At 70.3% G+C, this 17,736-nt stretch carries 17 protein-coding genes; 5 read left to right on the top strand and 12 right to left on the bottom strand.

What is annotated here, in order from left to right; translation table 11 throughout:
• Positions 1 to 2: 2 nt before the first annotated feature.
• A complete protein-coding gene (locus tag IF43_RS0116845; RefSeq protein ID WP_030200719.1) occupies positions 3 to 335 on the bottom strand; it encodes a hypothetical protein in 333 nt (110 codons plus the stop codon).
• Between the two features lie 110 nt (positions 336 to 445).
• Here IF43_RS0116845 and IF43_RS0116840 point away from each other — a divergent pair, with 110 nt between their 5' ends.
• Positions 446 to 706, top strand: a complete 261-nt coding sequence (locus IF43_RS0116840) for a hypothetical protein (protein ID WP_030200718.1) — start codon at positions 446 to 448, stop codon at positions 704 to 706.
• Positions 707 to 815: 109 nt separating this feature from the next.
• On the opposite strand, the gene IF43_RS0116835 is transcribed toward IF43_RS0116840, so the two are convergent.
• Positions 816 to 1,067, bottom strand: coding sequence for a type II toxin-antitoxin system RelE/ParE family toxin (locus IF43_RS0116835; RefSeq protein ID WP_030200716.1), 252 nt, complete (start codon positions 1,065 to 1,067; stop codon positions 816 to 818).
• Entirely contained in the window at positions 1,064 to 1,318 is a 255-nt protein-coding gene (locus tag IF43_RS0116830; RefSeq protein ID WP_030200715.1) for a type II toxin-antitoxin system Phd/YefM family antitoxin, read from the bottom strand. Before IF43_RS0116830 ends, IF43_RS0116835 begins: the two co-directional genes overlap by 4 nt.
• Positions 1,319 to 1,496: 178 nt before the next feature.
• On the opposite strand from IF43_RS0116830, the gene IF43_RS38095 reads away from it, so the two are divergent.
• Entirely contained in the window at positions 1,497 to 1,991 is a 495-nt protein-coding gene (locus IF43_RS38095) for a hypothetical protein (protein ID WP_158939359.1), read from the top strand.
• Positions 1,992 to 2,107: 116 nt separating this feature from the next.
• Positions 2,108 to 3,007, top strand: a complete 900-nt coding sequence (locus IF43_RS0116820; RefSeq protein ID WP_030200711.1) for a Ku protein — start codon at positions 2,108 to 2,110, stop codon at positions 3,005 to 3,007.
• A 375-nt stretch (positions 3,008 to 3,382) separates the two neighbouring features.
• On the opposite strand, the gene IF43_RS0116815 is transcribed toward IF43_RS0116820, so the two are convergent.
• Positions 3,383 to 3,856, bottom strand: a complete 474-nt coding sequence (locus IF43_RS0116815) for a lamin tail domain-containing protein (protein WP_030200710.1) — start codon at positions 3,854 to 3,856, stop codon at positions 3,383 to 3,385.
• A 670-nt stretch (positions 3,857 to 4,526) separates the two neighbouring features.
• Here IF43_RS0116815 and IF43_RS0116810 point away from each other — a divergent pair.
• A complete protein-coding gene (locus IF43_RS0116810) occupies positions 4,527 to 5,777 on the top strand; it encodes a hypothetical protein (RefSeq protein ID WP_234332210.1) in 1,251 nt (416 codons plus the stop codon).
• A 258-nt stretch (positions 5,778 to 6,035) separates the two neighbouring features.
• Here IF43_RS0116810 and IF43_RS36505 read toward each other — a convergent pair whose 3' ends face one another.
• Positions 6,036 to 6,425 (bottom strand): hypothetical protein, encoded by a 390-nt coding sequence (locus IF43_RS36505; RefSeq protein ID WP_051795473.1) that lies wholly within the window; start codon positions 6,423 to 6,425, stop codon positions 6,036 to 6,038.
• Positions 6,426 to 6,532: 107 nt separating this feature from the next.
• Entirely contained in the window at positions 6,533 to 7,339 is an 807-nt protein-coding gene (locus tag IF43_RS0116800; RefSeq protein WP_030200701.1) for a NucA/NucB deoxyribonuclease domain-containing protein, read from the bottom strand.
• 291 nt (positions 7,340 to 7,630) lie between these two features.
• Between IF43_RS0116800 and IF43_RS0116795 the strand changes: the two genes are divergently transcribed.
• Positions 7,631 to 8,821 carry a DUF4238 domain-containing protein gene (locus tag IF43_RS0116795; RefSeq protein ID WP_158939357.1) on the top strand — a complete coding sequence of 397 codons (1,191 nt, stop codon included), beginning with the start codon at positions 7,631 to 7,633 and terminating at the stop codon, positions 8,819 to 8,821.
• A gap of 336 nt (positions 8,822 to 9,157) precedes the next feature.
• On the opposite strand, the gene IF43_RS0116790 is transcribed toward IF43_RS0116795, so the two are convergent.
• The 6 genes from IF43_RS0116790 to IF43_RS43710 form a co-directional block, all read right to left on the bottom strand.
• Positions 9,158 to 11,062 carry a pentapeptide repeat-containing protein gene (locus IF43_RS0116790; protein ID WP_324605114.1) on the bottom strand — a complete coding sequence of 635 codons (1,905 nt, stop codon included), beginning with the start codon at positions 11,060 to 11,062 and terminating at the stop codon, positions 9,158 to 9,160.
• Positions 11,063 to 11,367: 305 nt separating this feature from the next.
• Positions 11,368 to 12,186 carry a hypothetical protein gene (locus IF43_RS0116785; protein WP_030200698.1) on the bottom strand — a complete coding sequence of 273 codons (819 nt, stop codon included), beginning with the start codon at positions 12,184 to 12,186 and terminating at the stop codon, positions 11,368 to 11,370.
• 316 nt (positions 12,187 to 12,502) lie between these two features.
• Positions 12,503 to 12,967 (bottom strand): hypothetical protein, encoded by a 465-nt coding sequence (locus IF43_RS0116775; RefSeq protein WP_030200694.1) that lies wholly within the window; start codon positions 12,965 to 12,967, stop codon positions 12,503 to 12,505.
• 268 nt (positions 12,968 to 13,235) lie between these two features.
• The gene (locus IF43_RS0116770) at positions 13,236 to 13,478 is read right to left on the bottom strand and encodes a hypothetical protein (RefSeq protein ID WP_030200686.1); all 243 of its coding nucleotides are present in this window, start codon (positions 13,476 to 13,478) and stop codon (positions 13,236 to 13,238) included.
• 1,744 nt (positions 13,479 to 15,222) lie between these two features.
• A complete protein-coding gene (locus IF43_RS0116765) occupies positions 15,223 to 16,977 on the bottom strand; it encodes a hypothetical protein (protein ID WP_030200683.1) in 1,755 nt (584 codons plus the stop codon).
• Between the two features lie 397 nt (positions 16,978 to 17,374).
• Positions 17,375 to 17,653 (bottom strand): DNA-binding transcriptional regulator, encoded by a 279-nt coding sequence (locus tag IF43_RS43710; protein WP_030200679.1) that lies wholly within the window; start codon positions 17,651 to 17,653, stop codon positions 17,375 to 17,377.
• Between the last annotated feature and the right edge of the window lie 83 nt (positions 17,654 to 17,736).

Raw genomic sequence — 17,736 nt, 5'->3', positions numbered from 1 at the left:
CCCTACTCCGGCGTCGGGTCGGCGTGCTTGAGTGCCATGCGGGCCTTGACCCGGTCCTCGCCGGCGAGAGTGCCCCAGAAGGGGTCGGTGCCGACCGCGGCGGCCAGCCGCAGCTCCCGCTTCCGCAGCCGGTCCTGCGCGGCCTTCTGCTCCGGGGTGTAGCCGGCGCTGTCGGGCACGTCGCCGCGGTGGCTGAAGCGGTGCTCGGAGGCGGGCCAGCCCGGCATGGGCTCCACGGACCAGGGCAGCTCGGCACTCAGGCGCACCGAGTCGGCACGCACCCGGTGGAGCTGGAGCTGCAGGGCGCACAGGCGCGGCGGAAACTCGTACGTCACCCGGCTATCGTACCTCTGTTCGAATACAGGATTCCGCTTCCCGCGCCGGGCTGACGGAGTGACCGTGGGGGGAGGCCGCGCCCGCGGGCAGCCACGACTTCCCCGAGGACTTGATAGCGCTGCGTCAGGACTTCGTCCGGCTCTACAACCGCACCGTCCGCGAGCGCCTGCCGGTCGAACGCTCCACACGGGAGCTGCTGCGGCGTGCCCGCGCGGTCACCCTCCACCCCTACTGGCGCGATCACCCGTACAGCATCGAGGCCCGCGTTGAGCTCGCCAGAGCAGCCGCCGCGGCGCCGGGCGGAGAGCCCGAGGTCCGCCAGCACGTCGTCGACGGCCGACTGGAGATCGTGGAGGCGGACGACTCCTGACTGCCGAGGGGACACGTCGATGCCGTGACCACCGCCGTGGTGGGCGTCAGTCACGTCCGGCGAAGGGCCGGACCGCGGGCCGGTCCGGCCCTTCGGGCGCGCGGGTGCGTCAGCCGAGGCGGCCGACGTGGATGACCACGATGGTGACGGTGGTCTCGGTGATCTCGTACAGGACCCGGTAGCGCCCCACATGCATCCGGCGCAGGTCCGGGGAGCCGTAGGGGGCCGTGCCCTCGGGCCGGGGCTGGTCGGCAAGGAGGTCAACGGCGTCCATCAGCTGCCGCAGGCCCTCGGGGTCGTCCTTGAGGAAGTGGGCGGCCGCGTTGATCGCGGGCTCGTCCCAGACGATCACGTAGGTCACGCACGCTCCATGCCGAGCCGGGCGCGGACGTCGTCATGCGAAACGGTCGCGGCCGAGCCGGCGGACTGCCGCTCCCGGTACAGCGCCAGGGCGAGCGCGTCCTCGAGGTCGGCGAGCTCCTGGGGGTTGATGAGCACCGCCGCGGGCTGGCCGTGGTCGGTGATGGTGATGCGTTCGCGGGCGTGGGACGCCCGGCGGACCAGCGAGCCGAACTTCGCCCGCGCCTCGGTGATCGGCAGAGTCTCACTCATGCACAGAACTGTACACTTAACGCGCCTTGTGTTCGATACCTCTCCGCCGGGGCCGGAGGGAGCGAGACGGAGCGCGCCGGCGGGTCCGCGCCGGCCCCTGCCCTCGCGCCGTCCCACCAGCGGGTGATCGACCTACACCGGCCGTGACCGCACCGGGCCGCCGGGGCTTGTCCCTCGCATGCAACGAACCCTCCCCGCACTGCTCGTGCTGGCCGCCGTCCTCCCCGCCCTGGGCACCGCCGCCGCGGCGGCGCCCTCCGCCCCACCGGCCTGCACCACCAGCAACAGCACCATCGACACCCCCACCTACAGCGGCCCCTGGCCGGACAACTGGGAGATCAGCGTCACTGCGTGCGCCCAGCGCATCGGGCCCCGGGTCCGCCACTACGCGATCGTGACCTGGGACGTGGCCTCGACGATCGGTATGAGCACCTTCAACCCGAGCACCGGCCTGCAGATCGACGGCCACCGCCCCGGCCGGGCCCCGGCCCGGACCCAGTGGCTGGACCTCTACAAGCCGCTGAACACCGGCAAAGACGGCCACCGCGCCAGCAAGGTGTTCGACGTGCGCGGCACCGCGGCCGCGCAGACCAGCGTCGCCCTCTACCTCGACTGGCGCAACGACGGAAAGGACGCCGTCCGCTACGCGTTCCGCGCCTCCCCCGCCGTGTGAGCGCGCGTACGCCGCCGCCCGCCGTCGTCGGAGGCCCGGGCGGGACCGCGCCGACGGACCAGCGGCCGGGGTGCGAGGCTGGAGGAGAGGGGGGCCCTACGGAGTGGAGGGCCCGAATGCGTCCGATTTGGTCCGGCGCGATTTCATTCGGATTGGTAACAATTCCGATCAAGGTATTTCCAGCTACGGAGTCCCATTCGATCGCGCTCCGCCAGATCCACACCGCCGACGGCGGCCGGGTCCGGTACCGGAAGATCTGCGAGCTCGACGGCAAAGAGCTGGCCGCCGACGAGATCGGCCGCGGCGCCGAGACCGCCGTGGGCCTCATAGAGATCACGGACGACGAGCTCGACAACATGCCGCTCCCCACGGCGAAAGCCATCGAGATCGTTGCGTTCGTGCCCGCGTCCAGCATCGACCCGATCCGGATCAGCTCCGCGTACTACCTCGCGGCCGACGGCCCGGTGTCCGCCCGCCCGTACGAACTGCTGCGCCAAGCCCTCTCCCGCAGCGCCCGGGTGGCCGTGGCCCGGTTCGCGATGCGGGACCGCGAGCGTCTGGGCCTGCTGCGGGTCCTCGACGACGTGATCGTCCTGCACGCGATGCGCTGGCCGGACGAGATCCGCGACAGCGGCCAGGTCGCCGCCCCCGACGTCCCGGTCGACGACGACGAGGTCGACGCCGCCGTCGCCCTGGCCGAGGCCATGTCCGGGCTGGACATCACCACGGTGAGGGACTCCTACCGCGACGCGCTGGAGGAGGTCATCGCAGCGAAGGCCGCCGGCACCCGGGTCGCCCCCGCCGAGCCGCCCGCCCCACCCGCAGGTCAGGTGGTGGACCTGATGGCCGTCCTCCAACAGTCCGTCGCCGACGCCCAGGCCTCCCGCGAGACCAGCACCCCCGCCACGGTCCACGACCTGCCCAAGAAGAAGACCGCGGTATCGAAGAAGGCCCAGGCCACCAAGACCTCCGCGAAGAAGACGACGAGCAGGCGCAAGCCCCCGCGCACCGCTTGACCGCGAGGCCAGGGCCTCGCGCCGCACCATTCCCATTCAGAGCCCTGTAGCCGGTGGCTGACCCGTGCGTAGCGCGGCGGTCGCCGCCCGCCCGGCTGGCCGAGGTCCGCCAGCGCGCAGGCGCGTTGGCAGCGGGACTCCGCTCACCGTCCGGCGACCCGCCCGCCGGACGCTTGTCCCCCGCTTGCCCGGCGCCGGCTGCGCGCGGGAGGGATGGACGCCGCCGAGGCCTCCTCGGCGAGCTGAGCCCGTCTCCCTCCCTAGACGCAGGCAGGGGTGTGTGCCGGGCGGCCTCCCCTGCCGCCCGGCACACCGGCTCCCCCGAGGACTGGCTCCCGCTACCCCTCAACAGCGGTGGCCGGCCCCGTCGTCCGCTTAGTGGCGGTGGTGGCGGCCCCAGGACTCGGTGTCGACGGTGCGGCCGTGGTCGTCGCGCAGGGTCGCCGTGTCGGAGCGGTTGTCCCACACGTAGTCGTTGCGGTCCTGGAAGAGGTCGGTGCGGGAGTCGCGGCCGTGGCCGGTGTGGATGCGGATCGTGTCACGACCGCCCAGGCGGATGTCCTTGAAGCGGTAGCGGTTGCCGTCCTCGTCCTTGAGGGTCCAGCCCTTGAGGTTGACCGCGTGCCGGGTCGTGTTCGTGATCTCCACCCACTCGCCGTTCAGGGACCGGTTCGAGCGGTCGTCGCGCCCGGGGCTGTCGGCCTGGACCCGGCTGATCTCCACCTGCGGCCGCTGCTGGTGCCGGTGGTCGCCGTCATGGGCGGAAGCCGGCAGCGCGGCCGCGGCAACTACGGCGCCGGCGGCCAGGACGGTGGCGGAGATGCGGCGGGTGGACGACGCAAACGTCATGTGATGCTCCCTCAAGAACGGGCATTCACCCGCCGATACAAGGCGTGTAGCGGTCGGGGTGCCCGACCCCTTGGCGGGGCCGAGGACCCAAACTCTCGATCCCGCACGGCGGCCGCTGTAGGGCCCCATCGGGGTCGTTACCGGACGCGGACATTTCCGTCACGGTCGACTGCGTGGTGCAACCAGCCCGGTTGTACGTGCCCCTGACATCCGGTGACCGGTACATCCACCCGTTCCCGAAACCGGGCCCGCAAGCATTGAGCCCCGGCGCACCACCCGGCGCACATTTCAGGCGCATACGCCATCCGGAATAGTTGATTCCGTAACAAGTGTTCTGCACGTTTCTTCGCACGCATGATCACTTTTCGTACGAGCGGCCCTGCGGCGGCATGCTGTAGACGGCCGGTTCGGGGCGGCCACGCATCGGCCACACCCCACGAAACCGAGCCGACGCCACCGCGGCTGCGACCGCCTTCCTGATCGCGCGGACCCGGCCCCAGCCGCGGGACTCGTCTGCGTCGTCGTACCGCAGGCCCCATGGGGTGCCTGATCCCCGGCCATCAGCCGCAGCGCACCGGCTCGGGTAGCTACCGAAGCGACCCAACACCACCCGTCACTCAAGCCTGTAAGGCACAATGAACAGGGATAATTCGCCCTGGAGGGAGATCGCGTGTCCACGAACGAGTCCACCGCGGAAGACCGCTGCACCGCACTCGTGGAACTGCCCGGGCTGGTCAAGAAGGTGTTGGCCGATCCGGAGATCAGCCAGGGTGTGGCAGCCCAAGTCCACTGGGTCGAGGGCACGCTGTACCGGGCGCTGCAGCAGGACGACTTCCGCTCGCGGTACGGCAACTCGCTGCGCGACCTGCTGGGCCCCGGGGCCACGGCCCTGTGTCGGATGACCGAGGCGGGTGAGCTGCGGGCGAAGGAGCTCAAGACGCCGCCGAAGGGGGTCACGGCGTCTCTGCGGCGGCGTTCCAGCATCCTGCGGCGCCTGGCGGAGGCCGCAGGTGTGCCGAGCGGGGCGATCTCCTACCCGAAGGCGGGCCTGAAGCCGACGATGCCGTCCTGGGCCAGCAGCGAGCTGCACCACCGGGTCGCCGAGGAGGTCGAGCGCCGACCGGCCGCACCGGGGAAGGCCCGATTCCTGGCCGTGGTGGGGCTGGTGCTCGATACCCGCGCGCGTACCGGCGAGCTGTGCGCCATCCGCATCACCGACCTCGCCCCGGGGCTCGACGGTGTGAAGATCACCCGCAACCCCCAGGCGGACACGGTCACGACGTACGCCCCCGAGGCGATGCGGCTGTCCAGCACCACACAGGCCGCCCTCGCGCAGTGGCTCCCGATCCGGCAGCACCTCGTGGCCGACCTCGAAGGCAGCGCCGACGCCCTCCTCGTCGTCCTGCGCAGCAACCGCGGCCAGGGAGACGCCCCCTACCTGCAGGGCATGCCGCTGCGACCCAAGGGGCTGATCGGCAGCTACCGCACCCACGTCCAGGAGCTCAAGGAGGAGGCGACCCGCCGAGGCGGGTCCGGCTGGGAGCTCCCCGAAGGCCTCGAGCAGCTGCGGCGGGCCGTCGAAGAGCAGCAGCGCGCCGCGACACCCGGAGCCCTCCGTGTGCCGGCCGCCACGCCGAAGAAGGCTGGCGCGGCCGGCCAGGAAGCGCGCCCCGCGCAGGCGTTCGGCGAGCTGGTCACGTCCGTGGAGGCGTACGTCGCGGCCCGTGCGGACGCCGGGGACGAGACCGCCCCCAGGGTCCTGCGCGCCCGCGCGTCGTTGAGGGAAGCGACGTGGACAGCGTGGGCCCGCTCCGACCACGCCACCACCCTCCTGGTCCTGCGGCAGGCCGGCCTCGACCACGACAACCTGGCGGCCGCCGGCTACGACGAGCGGCTGCTGGCCGCGCTGGAACGAGCGTGACCCCGAGCGGAGTAGACCCCGCTTCCGGTACCCGACGGGGTGTCACGTGCGGGCGCATCAAAGTGTGGCGTGCCCGCGCCCTGGACGGGGGCCGAGGGGTCCCCCCTCACCTGAGGGTCGGGTCCGGGCGCGGCGGCGTGCGGCAGGCAGGTCAAGCGGCCCACAGCCGGCCGGGTGCTCTTGGCGCAGGCGGTGGTGCGGGGGACGTCGCTGGTGTCGCGTGTGGGGATGGCGTGGTGATGCTCGTGTGTGGAGTGGTCACAGGCCGCGGTAGACGCCGTGGTCGTCGGCTGCTTCGGCGAACTCCTCGTAGTCCATGTTCCCCAGGGAGAGGTTGTTGTCGATGGACCAGAGCTGGGCGGCGATGACCCGCAGGTTCTGCGGCCCCTCCTCGAGGAGGTCGATGACCAGCAGCGGCAGGTCGGGGGTGCTGAGGGCGGGCGTATCGGCGACGGCGATCAGGCGGTCTTGGGGGTCTGTCGGGGCCCGCTGAAGGACCTGCTCGGGTGTCAGACCTTGGTAGACGGGGTCGTCGATGGTCACGACGTCGGCCTGGAACCCCTCACGGGTGGGGGTCTGGAGCGTCGCGCACAGCTTCTGCCAGGCGTGGGGTTGGGTGAAGTCGGTGCGGACCAGCAGCGTCGACACGGCAGAGACCTCCTGTCGTCGGGCGGGTACCGGCCCGGCAGGGGAAGCCTGTGGCCCCTGGGCGTGCAGGGGGAGTCTGCCGGGCCGGTACTTGGGGTGGGTTGTGGTCAGACGCGGACCCAGAATTCGTCGCCGTCCAGGACGCGGTTGTTGCGGTAGAGGATGCTCAGCATGTAGCCCTGGTCGCTGTTCTCTTTGGCGGGGACCCAGTCCCAGCCGCGGTAGAAGGTGCCCAGTGCGGTGCCGCCTTCCTTGGTGGAGGCGAAGGGGTACTCGTCGCACTGCAGGCCCGTTTCCGGGGGCGCTCCGGTGATGCTGCGGGCGCAGACGGAACGGCGGTTGGAGCGGATGGTGGAGGCGTTGGTGAGGCGGTGCAGGGCGCGGGCGTGGTCGCCGGGGATGCCGTAGCCGCCGCGCTGCTGGATGCCGCGGATGTTCTTGGAGATCGCCTCCAGGCCGGACATGTCCACGGTGGGGGTGAACTCGGGCAGTACGCAGCCGGCGCCTACACCGCGAAGTTCCTCGTCGCAGCGGATTTTGGTGGAGGCGCGGCCGCTGCCGGCGATGGTCTCGTAGCCTGCGGGGAGCACCGGCGTGGTGGTGAAGACGGGGATGTTTTCGTGACGGCTGCCGCGGGCGACGGCGTCGGTGAAGGTGAGGATGCCTGAGTACTCCACGCCGGGCGCGGCCGGTGCTCCGACGACTTGCCCACTTGCCTGGCAGGGCGCGGTACAGGCGGCAGTGGTGATGTCCGAGATGCCCACTCCGGTGCCGTAAGCCGAGACGACCGTGATGTGGATGCTGGCGGTGAAGGCGCGTTGCTTGGGGTGGGTGCCCCAGGTGGCGAGCATGACCGAGTCCGATCCGCCGGTGATCACGCCGTCCTGGATGATGTCGCCGTGGATGGTGTGCATCTCGCAGTTGGTGGTGCGCGCCAGCTCCGGGCACTCAACTGCCGCCGCGGCCGCCACAGGCCGGCCGGGCGGATCCCATGTGGTGACCACACGAGTGCCCTCATCGGGCGGCGCCGCCGCGGCAAGCGTGCCCGGGGGGCCTGGTGGGGTGGCGGCCGCGGCCGGGGCCCCAAGCCCGGCCGTTGTGGCGGCGAGGGCGGCCAGAGCAGTGACGATGGCGCGTGTGCGCAATGCGGCCTCCTGAGTACGAGCAGCACAGCCGTCACAGTATGCACACAGTCGCTACTCTCCGTGTTCACGAACGCGCCGGGCGTTGATGGGCTTTGGAGGGGATGCCGACCGCACGCCGCCCCCGGAACCGGACGCCGCGGAATCCCTCCTGTGCAGTTCAGCGGCTGGGACGGGCCGGACAGGCGCGACCGGTCTGGCCCTACCCGCAGGCTCGCGTGCGTAGCGGGCGCTATCGGCGTCGCTTCTGCGCGCCAGACGCGACTGGACCGACTACCTTGCTGCCCGCAATCAAGAGACTGGGAGTTCACGATCAACCGACCGACCAAGCACGACCACCACACCGTCCCGCGCTTCTACCTCAACCGCTTCGCCAACGGCACCAAACAGGTAATCCGCACCACGGTCCCGGACGGTCCGAGCAAGCTCGTCTCCACCAAGAGCACGACCGTCGTCAAGGACTTCTACATGGTGGAGACCGCCGACGGAACGATGACCGACGAGATCGAGGAAAGCCTGAGCCGCGTGGAGAACGCCGCCGCACCGGCGATCAGCTCACTCGTGGATGGGAGTGCCTGGCCCATCCCTCCCGAAACGCGAGAGGCAGTATCAGCATGGGCGGCCATGCAGTACCTCCGCACACCAGCGGCACGGCAGGTCAGCAGCGAAATCGCCGACATGTCCTTGAAGCTGGAGATCGCAGTCAAGGGCTGGGACGGCATGCGCGAGGCGCTCGAAGCCGTCGAGGGCAGGACGGTCTCGGAAGCTGAGGTCGACGAGGCATGGGAGCTGATGACCGACTTCGACGACTACACCCTGGATCCCCACCAGAACGATCACATCTTCACGATGGACCGACTGTTCCGAGGAACCGCGTGGCAGTTCTACGGCCGGAGCTGGAACCTGATCCACTTCCAGAGAGAGTCGCTGGTCACCACCGATACCCCCGTCGTCCTCATGAAGCCCCTTGGCCAGAACTCACAACTGCCAATCGGCACGGCGACCGCCGGTGGAGTGCTCGTCGCTCTGGACCGCCGAGTCGGACTGATCATGACCAACGATCAGCTCGGGGACATCCAGATTCGCGGCGACGCCCCCCTCGCCAGCTCCCTCAACCAGAGGATCGTCCAGGAGGCCCGCTGTCACATCTTCCACCACCCCGACGACAATCCGCTGAAGGGTCTGTCGCTGCCTCCTCACCGCGAGCGAGAGGTGGAGTTCACCGACCCCCGCCAGTTCCTCCCCGAGGAATAGTGCACCCCTTGAATAGGGGCGCATCCCCTAGCTTGATCTTTAACGTCTGGGCCGTTGATCAGCTGCTGAATGGGGTCGAGGTGGCCTCAGGCTCCGTGGGACCATCTCGGCATGTACCTGGTAGCTGACGGAGTCACTCCGACCTCGCGGTTGGTACTGGTGAAGGATCTGCGCCGCCGGTAGAAGCCGTGCCTCGAACGGCGTGTCGTACTTGATCACTCCGCGCGGCGTGGGCGCCGGTGTCGGCGGGAGACGTGCGCGTCTTGCCGTGCCGAGAGGGTAGTGCGCCGCGCAGAGCGCGGCGCACTTTTCGAACACGCTCGGTCGGTTGGGTGATCAGCGTTTGATGCGTCCCCGGACGGCGAGGACGGCGAGGGCGAGGAGGCCGGGTTCGAGGATGCGGGAGGTCATCTCGATGTAGGTGCCGGTGGTAGTGAGGTCCTGGCCGCTAGAGCGGAAGACCACGGAGTTGAGCGTGACGTTCAGAGCCTTGTCGAAGCGCCTGCTGGTGAACCTATCCCGGGTGGGGTTCTTCACGTCCGGCTTGTCGATGATGAAGGTGACGGTGCCGCCGCCCGCCGGAACGGTGCCGGTGGCTTCCTGTTTCGGGGACGACACGGGGAGGCCGAAGGCCATCAACAGCACGATGGTGGCGAGCATGGCGGCCGCGAGCCAGCCCAGGGTGCGGCCGGCGCGCAGGCCGTAGCCGGAGAGCAGCCAGTAGGCCCACAGCAGGCGTCGTTCGGCTTTCGGGGTGCCGGTGTGGTCGTGGCGGCGCATCTCGCACTCGCCGTAGTAGAAGTCGGCGGCGCCGGGTTCGTTCTTGCCGTCCTCGAACGCCTTGCGGAGTTGCCGGTACAGGGGGGCGACGTCGTCGGGGTCGGGCGTCCGGGCGGGGTCGGGGTGGTGCGGGCCGGTACGCCAACGGCGGGGCTCGGGCGGGGCGCCGATAGGTGTGGGGGACTGTCCGGCGGTCCGCGCCCGCCAGTGCTGCTCCTCGGCCAGCGTGCGCCGGCGGGTCCAGCGAACCGGAGCTATGCCCTTGAGGTGCCAGCCGGTGGGGGTGGAAGCGAGGGTGGTGCGGCCCTCCAATCGGAGCTGGTCGAGATGGAAGGCTCCGGAGAACAGGCAGTCGGACAGGTCGGTGTCGGTCAGTACCAGATGCGCGGCGTCCACACCCTGCACCGACACCACCCGCACCGCCCCGCTCCCCGGGAACGTGCTCTCATCCAAGATTTGGCCGAATGCAGTGGTGAACGGCGTCGGGTGAGCGGTGACGGCAAGAGGTGCCTCCAGCACCGCATGCCCGAGATCCACAGAAGCATGGCGAACCCGGACGGTCGCGGTGGACTGCCAACGGGTCCGCGTACACAGCACCTGCTCAGCTGTGACCTCCAGCGTGACGGGCGCCCCGAACACTGCCCCTGACAAATCCACCATCCCCGTGCACACCACCGGCCCCCACCGCGAAGCCACCAAGAACTGTGCGCCGAACTGGGCGTCGCCGGAGAACCGTGCCCCGCCGAACTGGGTGTCGTCGGAGAACCGTGCCCCGCCGAACTGGGCGTCGGAGAACTGCGCCTCGTCAAACAGGGCGTCGTCGGAGAACTGCGCCTCGTCAAACAGGGCGACGCCGGAGAAACGCGCCCAGGCGAACCAGGCGTTGCCGGAGAACTGGGCCTGGGTAAACCGGGCGACGTCGGAAAACCGCGCCTGGCCGAACACGGCGTTACCGGAGAACCGCGCCTCGCCGAAGTCAGCGACGTCGGAGAACCACACCTGGCCGAACACGGCGTCACCGGAGAACCGCGCCTCGCCGAACAAGACTTTCCCGGAGAACCGCGCCTGGCTGAAGTGGGCGGTGTCGGAGAAATGCGCACCGTCGAACCAAACTCTGCCGGAGAACCGTGCTCCTTCAAATCCGGTGGTGTCGGAGAACCGTGCCTGGCTGAACCAGGCGTCACCGGAGAACCGCGCCTGGCTGAACCAGGCGTCACCGGAGAACTGTGCACCGTCGAACTGCGCGGTGCCGGAGAACTGAGCCTCGTCGAACTGCGCGCTGCCGGAGAACTGAGCCTCGTCGAACTGGGCGGTCCCGAGGTGGGGGTGCGTGGTGGTGGGGTCCCGAACGGCGTTGAGGAGGCGGTCGAGGAGGTCCTCGGTGATGGGGGTGCCGCGGTGGTCGATGTCGGCGCCGGGGGTCAGGCTGGCCAGGTAGGTGTCGCGGTCGGTATCGGTCAAGTGGGCGAGGCAGGCGGTATGACCGGGGACATGGATGCCTCGGCAGCCGACGGGATCGGTGGGGTGGGCGCGGTGGGCGCAGTGCGCCCACGACGGTGCCGACGATGCCGACGGTGCGAGTGTGCTCATGGTGTGACGGCTCCAGGAGGGAAGAGTGTCCTGCTACTGCCTGAGGCGGCCTGGCGCCGCCGGCTACGACGAGCGGCTGCTGGCCGCGCTGAATGGGCCTAAGGCGGGCTGAGCTGGCCAGGCATCCGGGCACCCCGGGCGGGTTCCGCCGGTGCGGCCCGTCCGACGGTCATCGTTCAGGACACTGCGCGCAGCTCGCGGGCCCGCTCCTCTGCCGGGCCGACAGGAGCTGGAGCGGCTCCCCCAGGTACGTCGAGGGAGTCCCTGACGGCGGCGCTGAATTCCCGGAGGGCTTTGCGGTGATCCTGGTAGGACTCGGCGAAGGGCCGCTGGCGCGGATCGGGCTCCTGCTCCCCCTCCGGCTCCAAAGGTGTCGCGGGTCCCGCGTTCAGGGAGCGGGCCTCGTCCTGGAGCCGCTTGGAGTGCTGGCGGGCCAGCATTCCCACTTCGCGGGCGGTCAGCTCGTCAGTCTGCCGGAGCGCTCGCCACAGAGCCCCGTCGATGGGCCGGGGCCCCACGCGATCCATCTCCCGGCGTACGGCCTGGGCTTCCTCGACCCCCCGCTCGGCGGCGGCGCGCAGGAGCAGTTTGGGCAGGAACCTCCGGTGGCGGCTCGTCACCAACAGCACGGTGCTGTCCACGTCATTCTGGATCTTCTCGGCGATCTCGGCGACGTTGTCGGGGCCTTCGAGCTGTACCAAGGCCAGGGCCTTGCGTAGTTCCCGCCGCGCGGCATTAGGGGCGGTCAGGTCACGGTCGGCGCCCTGCGTGCAGGTGTGGCGGGCGGCCTCCAGAGCTTCGTGCGCGGCCGCGACGAAGCTGACCGCGGCGTCCCTGCGGGTGCTGCTGCGCCACTGGGTGTGGGCTGCGTGGGTGGTGCGCTCGGCGGCCGCCTGTGCGGCGTGGGCCTGACGGAGGCCGCCGAGCATCCCAAGGCCGGCGCCGATGATGCCGCTTCCTGCGCCGACCAGGGCGATCAGTAGTTCGGACTGCATGGGCCCAGGATGGTGCCGAACGGTGTGCCTGCGGAGGGGTTTCGGGCCGAACGTCGCCCCGCCGTTACGACAATCACCTCGGCTGCCCGACTCTGGCTCTGCTTGCTCGCTGGAGACCGCGCCCGTTGCGGGCGCGGGATCTCCGTGGGGGACGGCTGACGGGCCTGATGCGGGCCGCGCGGACGATGTGGCGCGAGCGGGCGGCCCGCCCGGTGAGTTCAGCGGCGTCGCGGCCGAGCCGCTTCATCTCGTACACGGTGAACAGCACGCGGCAGTGCGGCGCGTGGGCCTTGATCTCGAACGCCCACACCTGCGCTCACCGCCCGGCTGGCTCCTCGCCGGCAGGGTGGTCCCGGCGGTTCAAGTAATCGCGCGCTGTGTGCGTGAACTGCTCAACTTCGGTAAGTAGCGCTTCATGCAGCGTCTCGGAGCGCTGTGGGTTAGGCGGGATGTCTTCGCCCGGGTCCGAAAGCCCCGCGAGTACCAGCACCCGGGCGAGGTCGGTGGCAGCCTTCTGCACCCGCCTCGCAGCCTCCCCGACCTCGGCCGGCCCCTCAAGCTCCACCTGTTGAGCGGCGGCCCGGACGAGTCCCTCGTCGTTGACTGCCGTGATGCGTCGGCGGTACTCCGCGAACCTTTCGGCGGCCATCAGCTCGGCCCCATCCTGTTCGAACACCCTGCCGGCATCCATCACTGTGGACATCCACAGCACCGACTGTGCTGCTTTCTGGTAGTCATGGGCAGCTGTCAGGAGCCGCGCATACGCCTCCCGCTGTGCCATGCGACGTGCTGTGTCGAGGGGGCCAAGGTAGGTGCCAGCTGCCTGGGCGAGACCAGCCCGGACAGCGGCTGCCGCCTGACGCCGGGCAGAGCGCACGGTAAAGACCCCAGTGACCGCCGCACCCCCACGACAGCTCCTGCGGCGCCCATGGCTGCGGTGACCATGTCTTGATTCATGCCGCAGATCCTTCCGCACAGACAGCAACGACAACGGGCCTTGAGGCCCTCCACCGGCAGGGTGGCGGGCGCCCTTGGCGGCCACGCCAGGGTCAGGACGAGGCGGCGGGGGTCAAGTAGGTGGCGATCGCCATGCCGAATCCTCCGGTTGCGATGAAAGCGCCTCCGCCAGCGCAAACGGATGCGAGCATCGTTTCGCCGAGGGTCGAGACGATGATTCCAGTGAAGAGTGCCGCGACGAGGGCAACGAGCACGACGACCACGACAGCCAGGATCCGGTGGAGCACGGGGATGCGGCCCGGACGGCGAGGGGTGGTCACGGTAGCGTTCGACATGTCGTTTCCTTTCCCGAGGAACTGACGAGACGGGGGGAGCCACTGTCGGACCTTGAAGGTGTCCAGCCCGATGAGGTCCGGCGGTGGCTCTCCGAACCGTACCAGCGAATCGCTGGCACATGCCCAACTCCTCCTTTCTTTGTGAGGGTTGCATCCCCAGTTCTCCTTTCTTTCTGTGGGTTGCAGCGCGGGTGGGGGCTTAAGGATCAAAGGTGTTGGGGTGGATGAACCCCGCGTCCAAGCAGCGCGCGTACCGGTCTACCTTCGGAATCCAGGCTGACCCCAGTTGACTCGGCTTGATGCGGTGGCGCGTCTGCACGGAATCCGGACTACCGGAGGCCCGCGAGGTCCCACAGCGGCCCGTCAGGGCGCGGGCGGGAGCCCCCAACTCGGGCAGGCCGGGTGAGCGGCACCCCCCCAGGTGTGCGCATCGCTTCTCGCGATGCCACGTGAATGGGGCCGCCCGCCGCCGGGGCCGGCGCCCCAGGAAGCCGGAACAGCGGGAGCGTGAGTCGCGAGGACGTCCGCCACCCAGTTGCTGAACACCGAGCGGGACCGCGGGGTGAGCCCCGCAAGTGCGGTCCGCGCGGACCACCCCTTGACGGTGGGAGTCGTGCGCGGACCGTGGGTGATCAGCAGTTCGCCGACGGAGCCGGTCAGACGGACCGGGTTGACATGTGGCAGTTGAAGGGCGCGCCTCCACCTGCAGTTCCTTCCCGGCTCGCCGAAGTCGGCGCACGACCGCCGCCATGGCCTCGAACACGGTCATGCCGCGGCTCATCAGGTAGAAGAGCTGCTGGTCACGGGCTACCCCGCACCCCCGCCAACGCGAGGCCCCAGAGGACCCCCTGAGCCCCGTTCAGCCCATTCACGCAATTCCTGACCGTCGGGGCCCGCGTGCGCCCTCAGCGACCACTGAGGGCGCACGCGAGAGCCTCCAGGCCGAGCCGGGCCGGGCGGCCCCGGACGCGCGCAGCTTCTTCTGTCGCCGCGCGAAGCGCGTCCTTCGTTCCTGCCCACGAACCCGCACCTGCCGACGGGGGGTCGGGGGTGCACGGAGGAGATGCAGTGCCGGTGGGTGGGGCGGGGCCTGCCGAGCCCCGTACGGGGCGAGGACGCGGGGCGGCGCAGGCTACGGGCCCCGCCCCACCCACCGGCGCCCCTTCCGCGCGCCTTCGGGCGCGCGTCCTTCAATCCCCTAGGGGGATAATTCGTCCAAGCGCGACCGCAGGTCGCCCCGTGGCCGCGCTCCGCCCCCACCCCGCGGCCCAGCGGTCCCAGGCCCAGCCCGGTGCCGACCGGTCCCCCAGTCGGCACGAAAGCCCGGTGACGCTGCACCTACGTCGCGAGCCTCGCCGCGGCGCCGTCCTTCGGGGTGTCACCAGGGGGAGGGGGCCGACAAGGCCCGCTCCCCCTGGTGGAGGGTGGGGGGCGCTTGGACGAGTTATCCCCTGGGCCGGTGGGGCGGGTTGGGGCGGGTTGGGGGCGGTGCCCCGTCACCAGGAGGGACGGGGCACCGGCGGACGGGCGGGGCCGGCTACTCGAGGCCGGCGGGCCGGTGCGGCTCGCATGCCGTGGAGGGCGGCCCCCTCGGACAGCACGTCCATCGGGGCCGGCCCCCGGAGTCCAGCAGCTCCGTCCCTAGCCTCGGCAGACAGGGCGACTGCGGGCTTCGGGTCGGCAGGCTGGTCCATGGCCGTCCCGCTCGAGTCGACGGCACCCCGGGGCGAACCCCGGTGGCCGTTTAGAACGGCGCCCGGGAAGCCATGGCCGCCTTCGCTGCCGTGTACAGGGCGTTCGGGCTCGACACCGACCACGGGTCCGAAGTGTCCACCGACTGCTCCTGGACATGGACGGAGTCCTCCAGCACGGGGGCCTCGGGCACGGGTCCGTCCTCAAAGTGGTCGGGGGCGAACGGGTCCTCCTCGTTCGGGAGGTCTGCCTCCGGGCCGGCAGGGTCTGCGTCGTGGGCGGGGTAGAGCGGGGAAGGCACGACGGGCCGGGGCTCGGCTACGTTCAGCGCGGCGAGCTGTTCAGCGAACTCGGCGCGGAGACGGGCGGTTTCCTCCGCCTCCGCCGCCGCGGCGGCCTCTCGTACTATCCGGCGCGCGTTCTCCTCAAGGGCTTCCCCGTGCGCCTGCTCCCGCTCGTCGGCCTGCTGCCGGGCCACAATCTCTGCCTCAGCCTGAGCACGAGCCTGCTGCTCGGCGAACTTCGCGGCTTCAGCCTGCTGGAAGCGCTCCGCTGCCCGGTACTGGCAGGTGTTGCACTCCTGGCGGGTGTCGAGGAACACCCCGGCCTCGCAGTTTGGGTGCTCGCACTCATGCGTGGTGAACAGCGTGGCAAGGTAGCCGACCGGCCGGGCGATCCGATCCCCGCCCGTGTAGCCGGCGCTGGAACGGAGAGGGCCCCCGGCCTGGTGCCACCCGAGGCTCAGACGGAGCGCAGCATGCTCCGGGCGGCGCGGGTACATCGCGAACGGGCCGGTGCGGGCGTCCGCATAGTGGCCGAGGAACTCCCGCACCGCGCGGCGCAGGGTGGAGATGCGGGCGGCCGGGGAGCTGAGCACCCCAAGGGCGTCGAGCATCGCGTACACCTCGTCCTCGCCGGCAACCGGCCTCAGCTCCGAGACCTGAAGGGGACTCTTCGCTGCCCGCTTCGGCTTCGCCGCCGCCGCGCCAGCCCCGCCCCCCGGCTCTGATGCTGCTGACTGCGAGGAGTCGGCGGCGGAGCCGCCCGCAGCGGTCGGACTTCCAGACGCCGCGCCCTCGCGCGCACCCGCACGCGCAAAACCACCCGCACTGTGGCCTCCGGCCGACCCCCCCGGTTGTTCAGCAGTCGAAGAAGCAGAAGCACAAGAACAGGACTGTCCGGCCCGTTCTCCCAGGTCATCACCACAGTCCTGGTCGGAATCCTGACCACCGTGGTCGGAATTCCAACCAGGCTGGTCAGAATTCCGACCAGCGTCCGGCTGGTCGGAATTCTGACCAGCCGCCTTCACAGCAGCCCGGGAGGCGTCCCGCTCCGCCGCTTCGAGAGCGGCCCGCTGGGCCTTCGGCCGGATGGACGCCAGCTTCTCCTCGGTGTTGGGCCACAGCGGCGTGAAGTCGGTCGCAGGTTGGTCGTGGATCTTGATGCGCAGGGGTCGGCCCTGTGCCTTCCCACCGGAGGACGTAGTGACCGGACCGCCCGCCGGGGTGGTGATCAGCCCGACCGCCGACAGGCACCGCAGCAGCTCTCGGATCCGGCTAAGGCTCGACGGCTTCCCGTTCGGGCCGGGAATGAGCTGGCACAGCTCGGCAAGGGTCAGCACGCGGACGCGGTTCTTGACGCCCTTCCCCTCGAACACCAGGGAGCGCAGGATCAGGTACCCGCGAACATCGGCGTCCCGCAGGGCATCGCACAGCGCGATCCAGTCGCGGACGTACGTGCCGTAGAACGGGTTGTGATCCGGGCCGTGCAGCTCGGCGAGCTGTTCAGCGGCGTGCGTCTCACTCATCGGACACCCCCGCCCCGGTGGACTCGCCGCCGGTGCAGGTACGGCAGCGGTGCCCCACGAAGGGCAGCGCACCTGCCAAATTGATCTTGAAGATTTGGTGCCGCAGCTGCGGCACGAGGGCTACAGAAGGGCGAACGCGCAGGTCGCGCACGGAAAGATCTCCCCTTGATCGGGGAGCCGTGGACGGCAATGTGACCAGACAGGGCCCCAGAATGGTGGCCTCCCGGGGAGGGGGCCCTTATTCTGGGGTACTGGTGACTACGCGGGCCTGCGGGCCTACGGGCATCACCCCCGGCGAGGTCACCTCACCGGACACGACTCGGGCTGTGGTAGGTCGGCGAGTCGGATTGCTGTATCGAGGCCGTCCCTGTTGGCGCAGGGGCGGCCTCAGGCGTTTCTAGGGCACCGCGGTCGACGCCAGGATGTCGGGGTGCTGTCGGGCGAGGCCTTGCAGGAGTCGGCTGTATGCGGCCCGCTTTTCACCCGGGCGCGGTTCGGCCTCGCCCTGCTCCCAACGCAGTACCTGGAGCTTGCGGACGCCAACGGCCGTGGCGACCTGGAGCTGGGTGAGCCCGGCGGCACGCCGGAGCGGAGCCCGGACCTCGGGGGGAAGCAGTGGCGCGTGCTCACGGAGCAGCGCGTCTACGGCCGATCCGGGGTCGTGAGTGACCGTCACATTCACCTCCAACGTTGAGAGAATCGAAAGATACCCTGCTCTGCGCCGTCCGTTACCCACATTTGGGCCATCCGGCGTGTCGG

It is taken from the genome of Streptomyces sp. NRRL S-87 (genome assembly GCF_000719335.1).
In the GTDB taxonomy this organism is placed as follows: Bacteria; Actinomycetota; Actinomycetes; order Streptomycetales; family Streptomycetaceae; genus Streptomyces.
The sequence above is the reverse complement of the archived record's forward strand: the minus strand, read 5'-3'. Positions and strand labels throughout refer to the sequence as shown.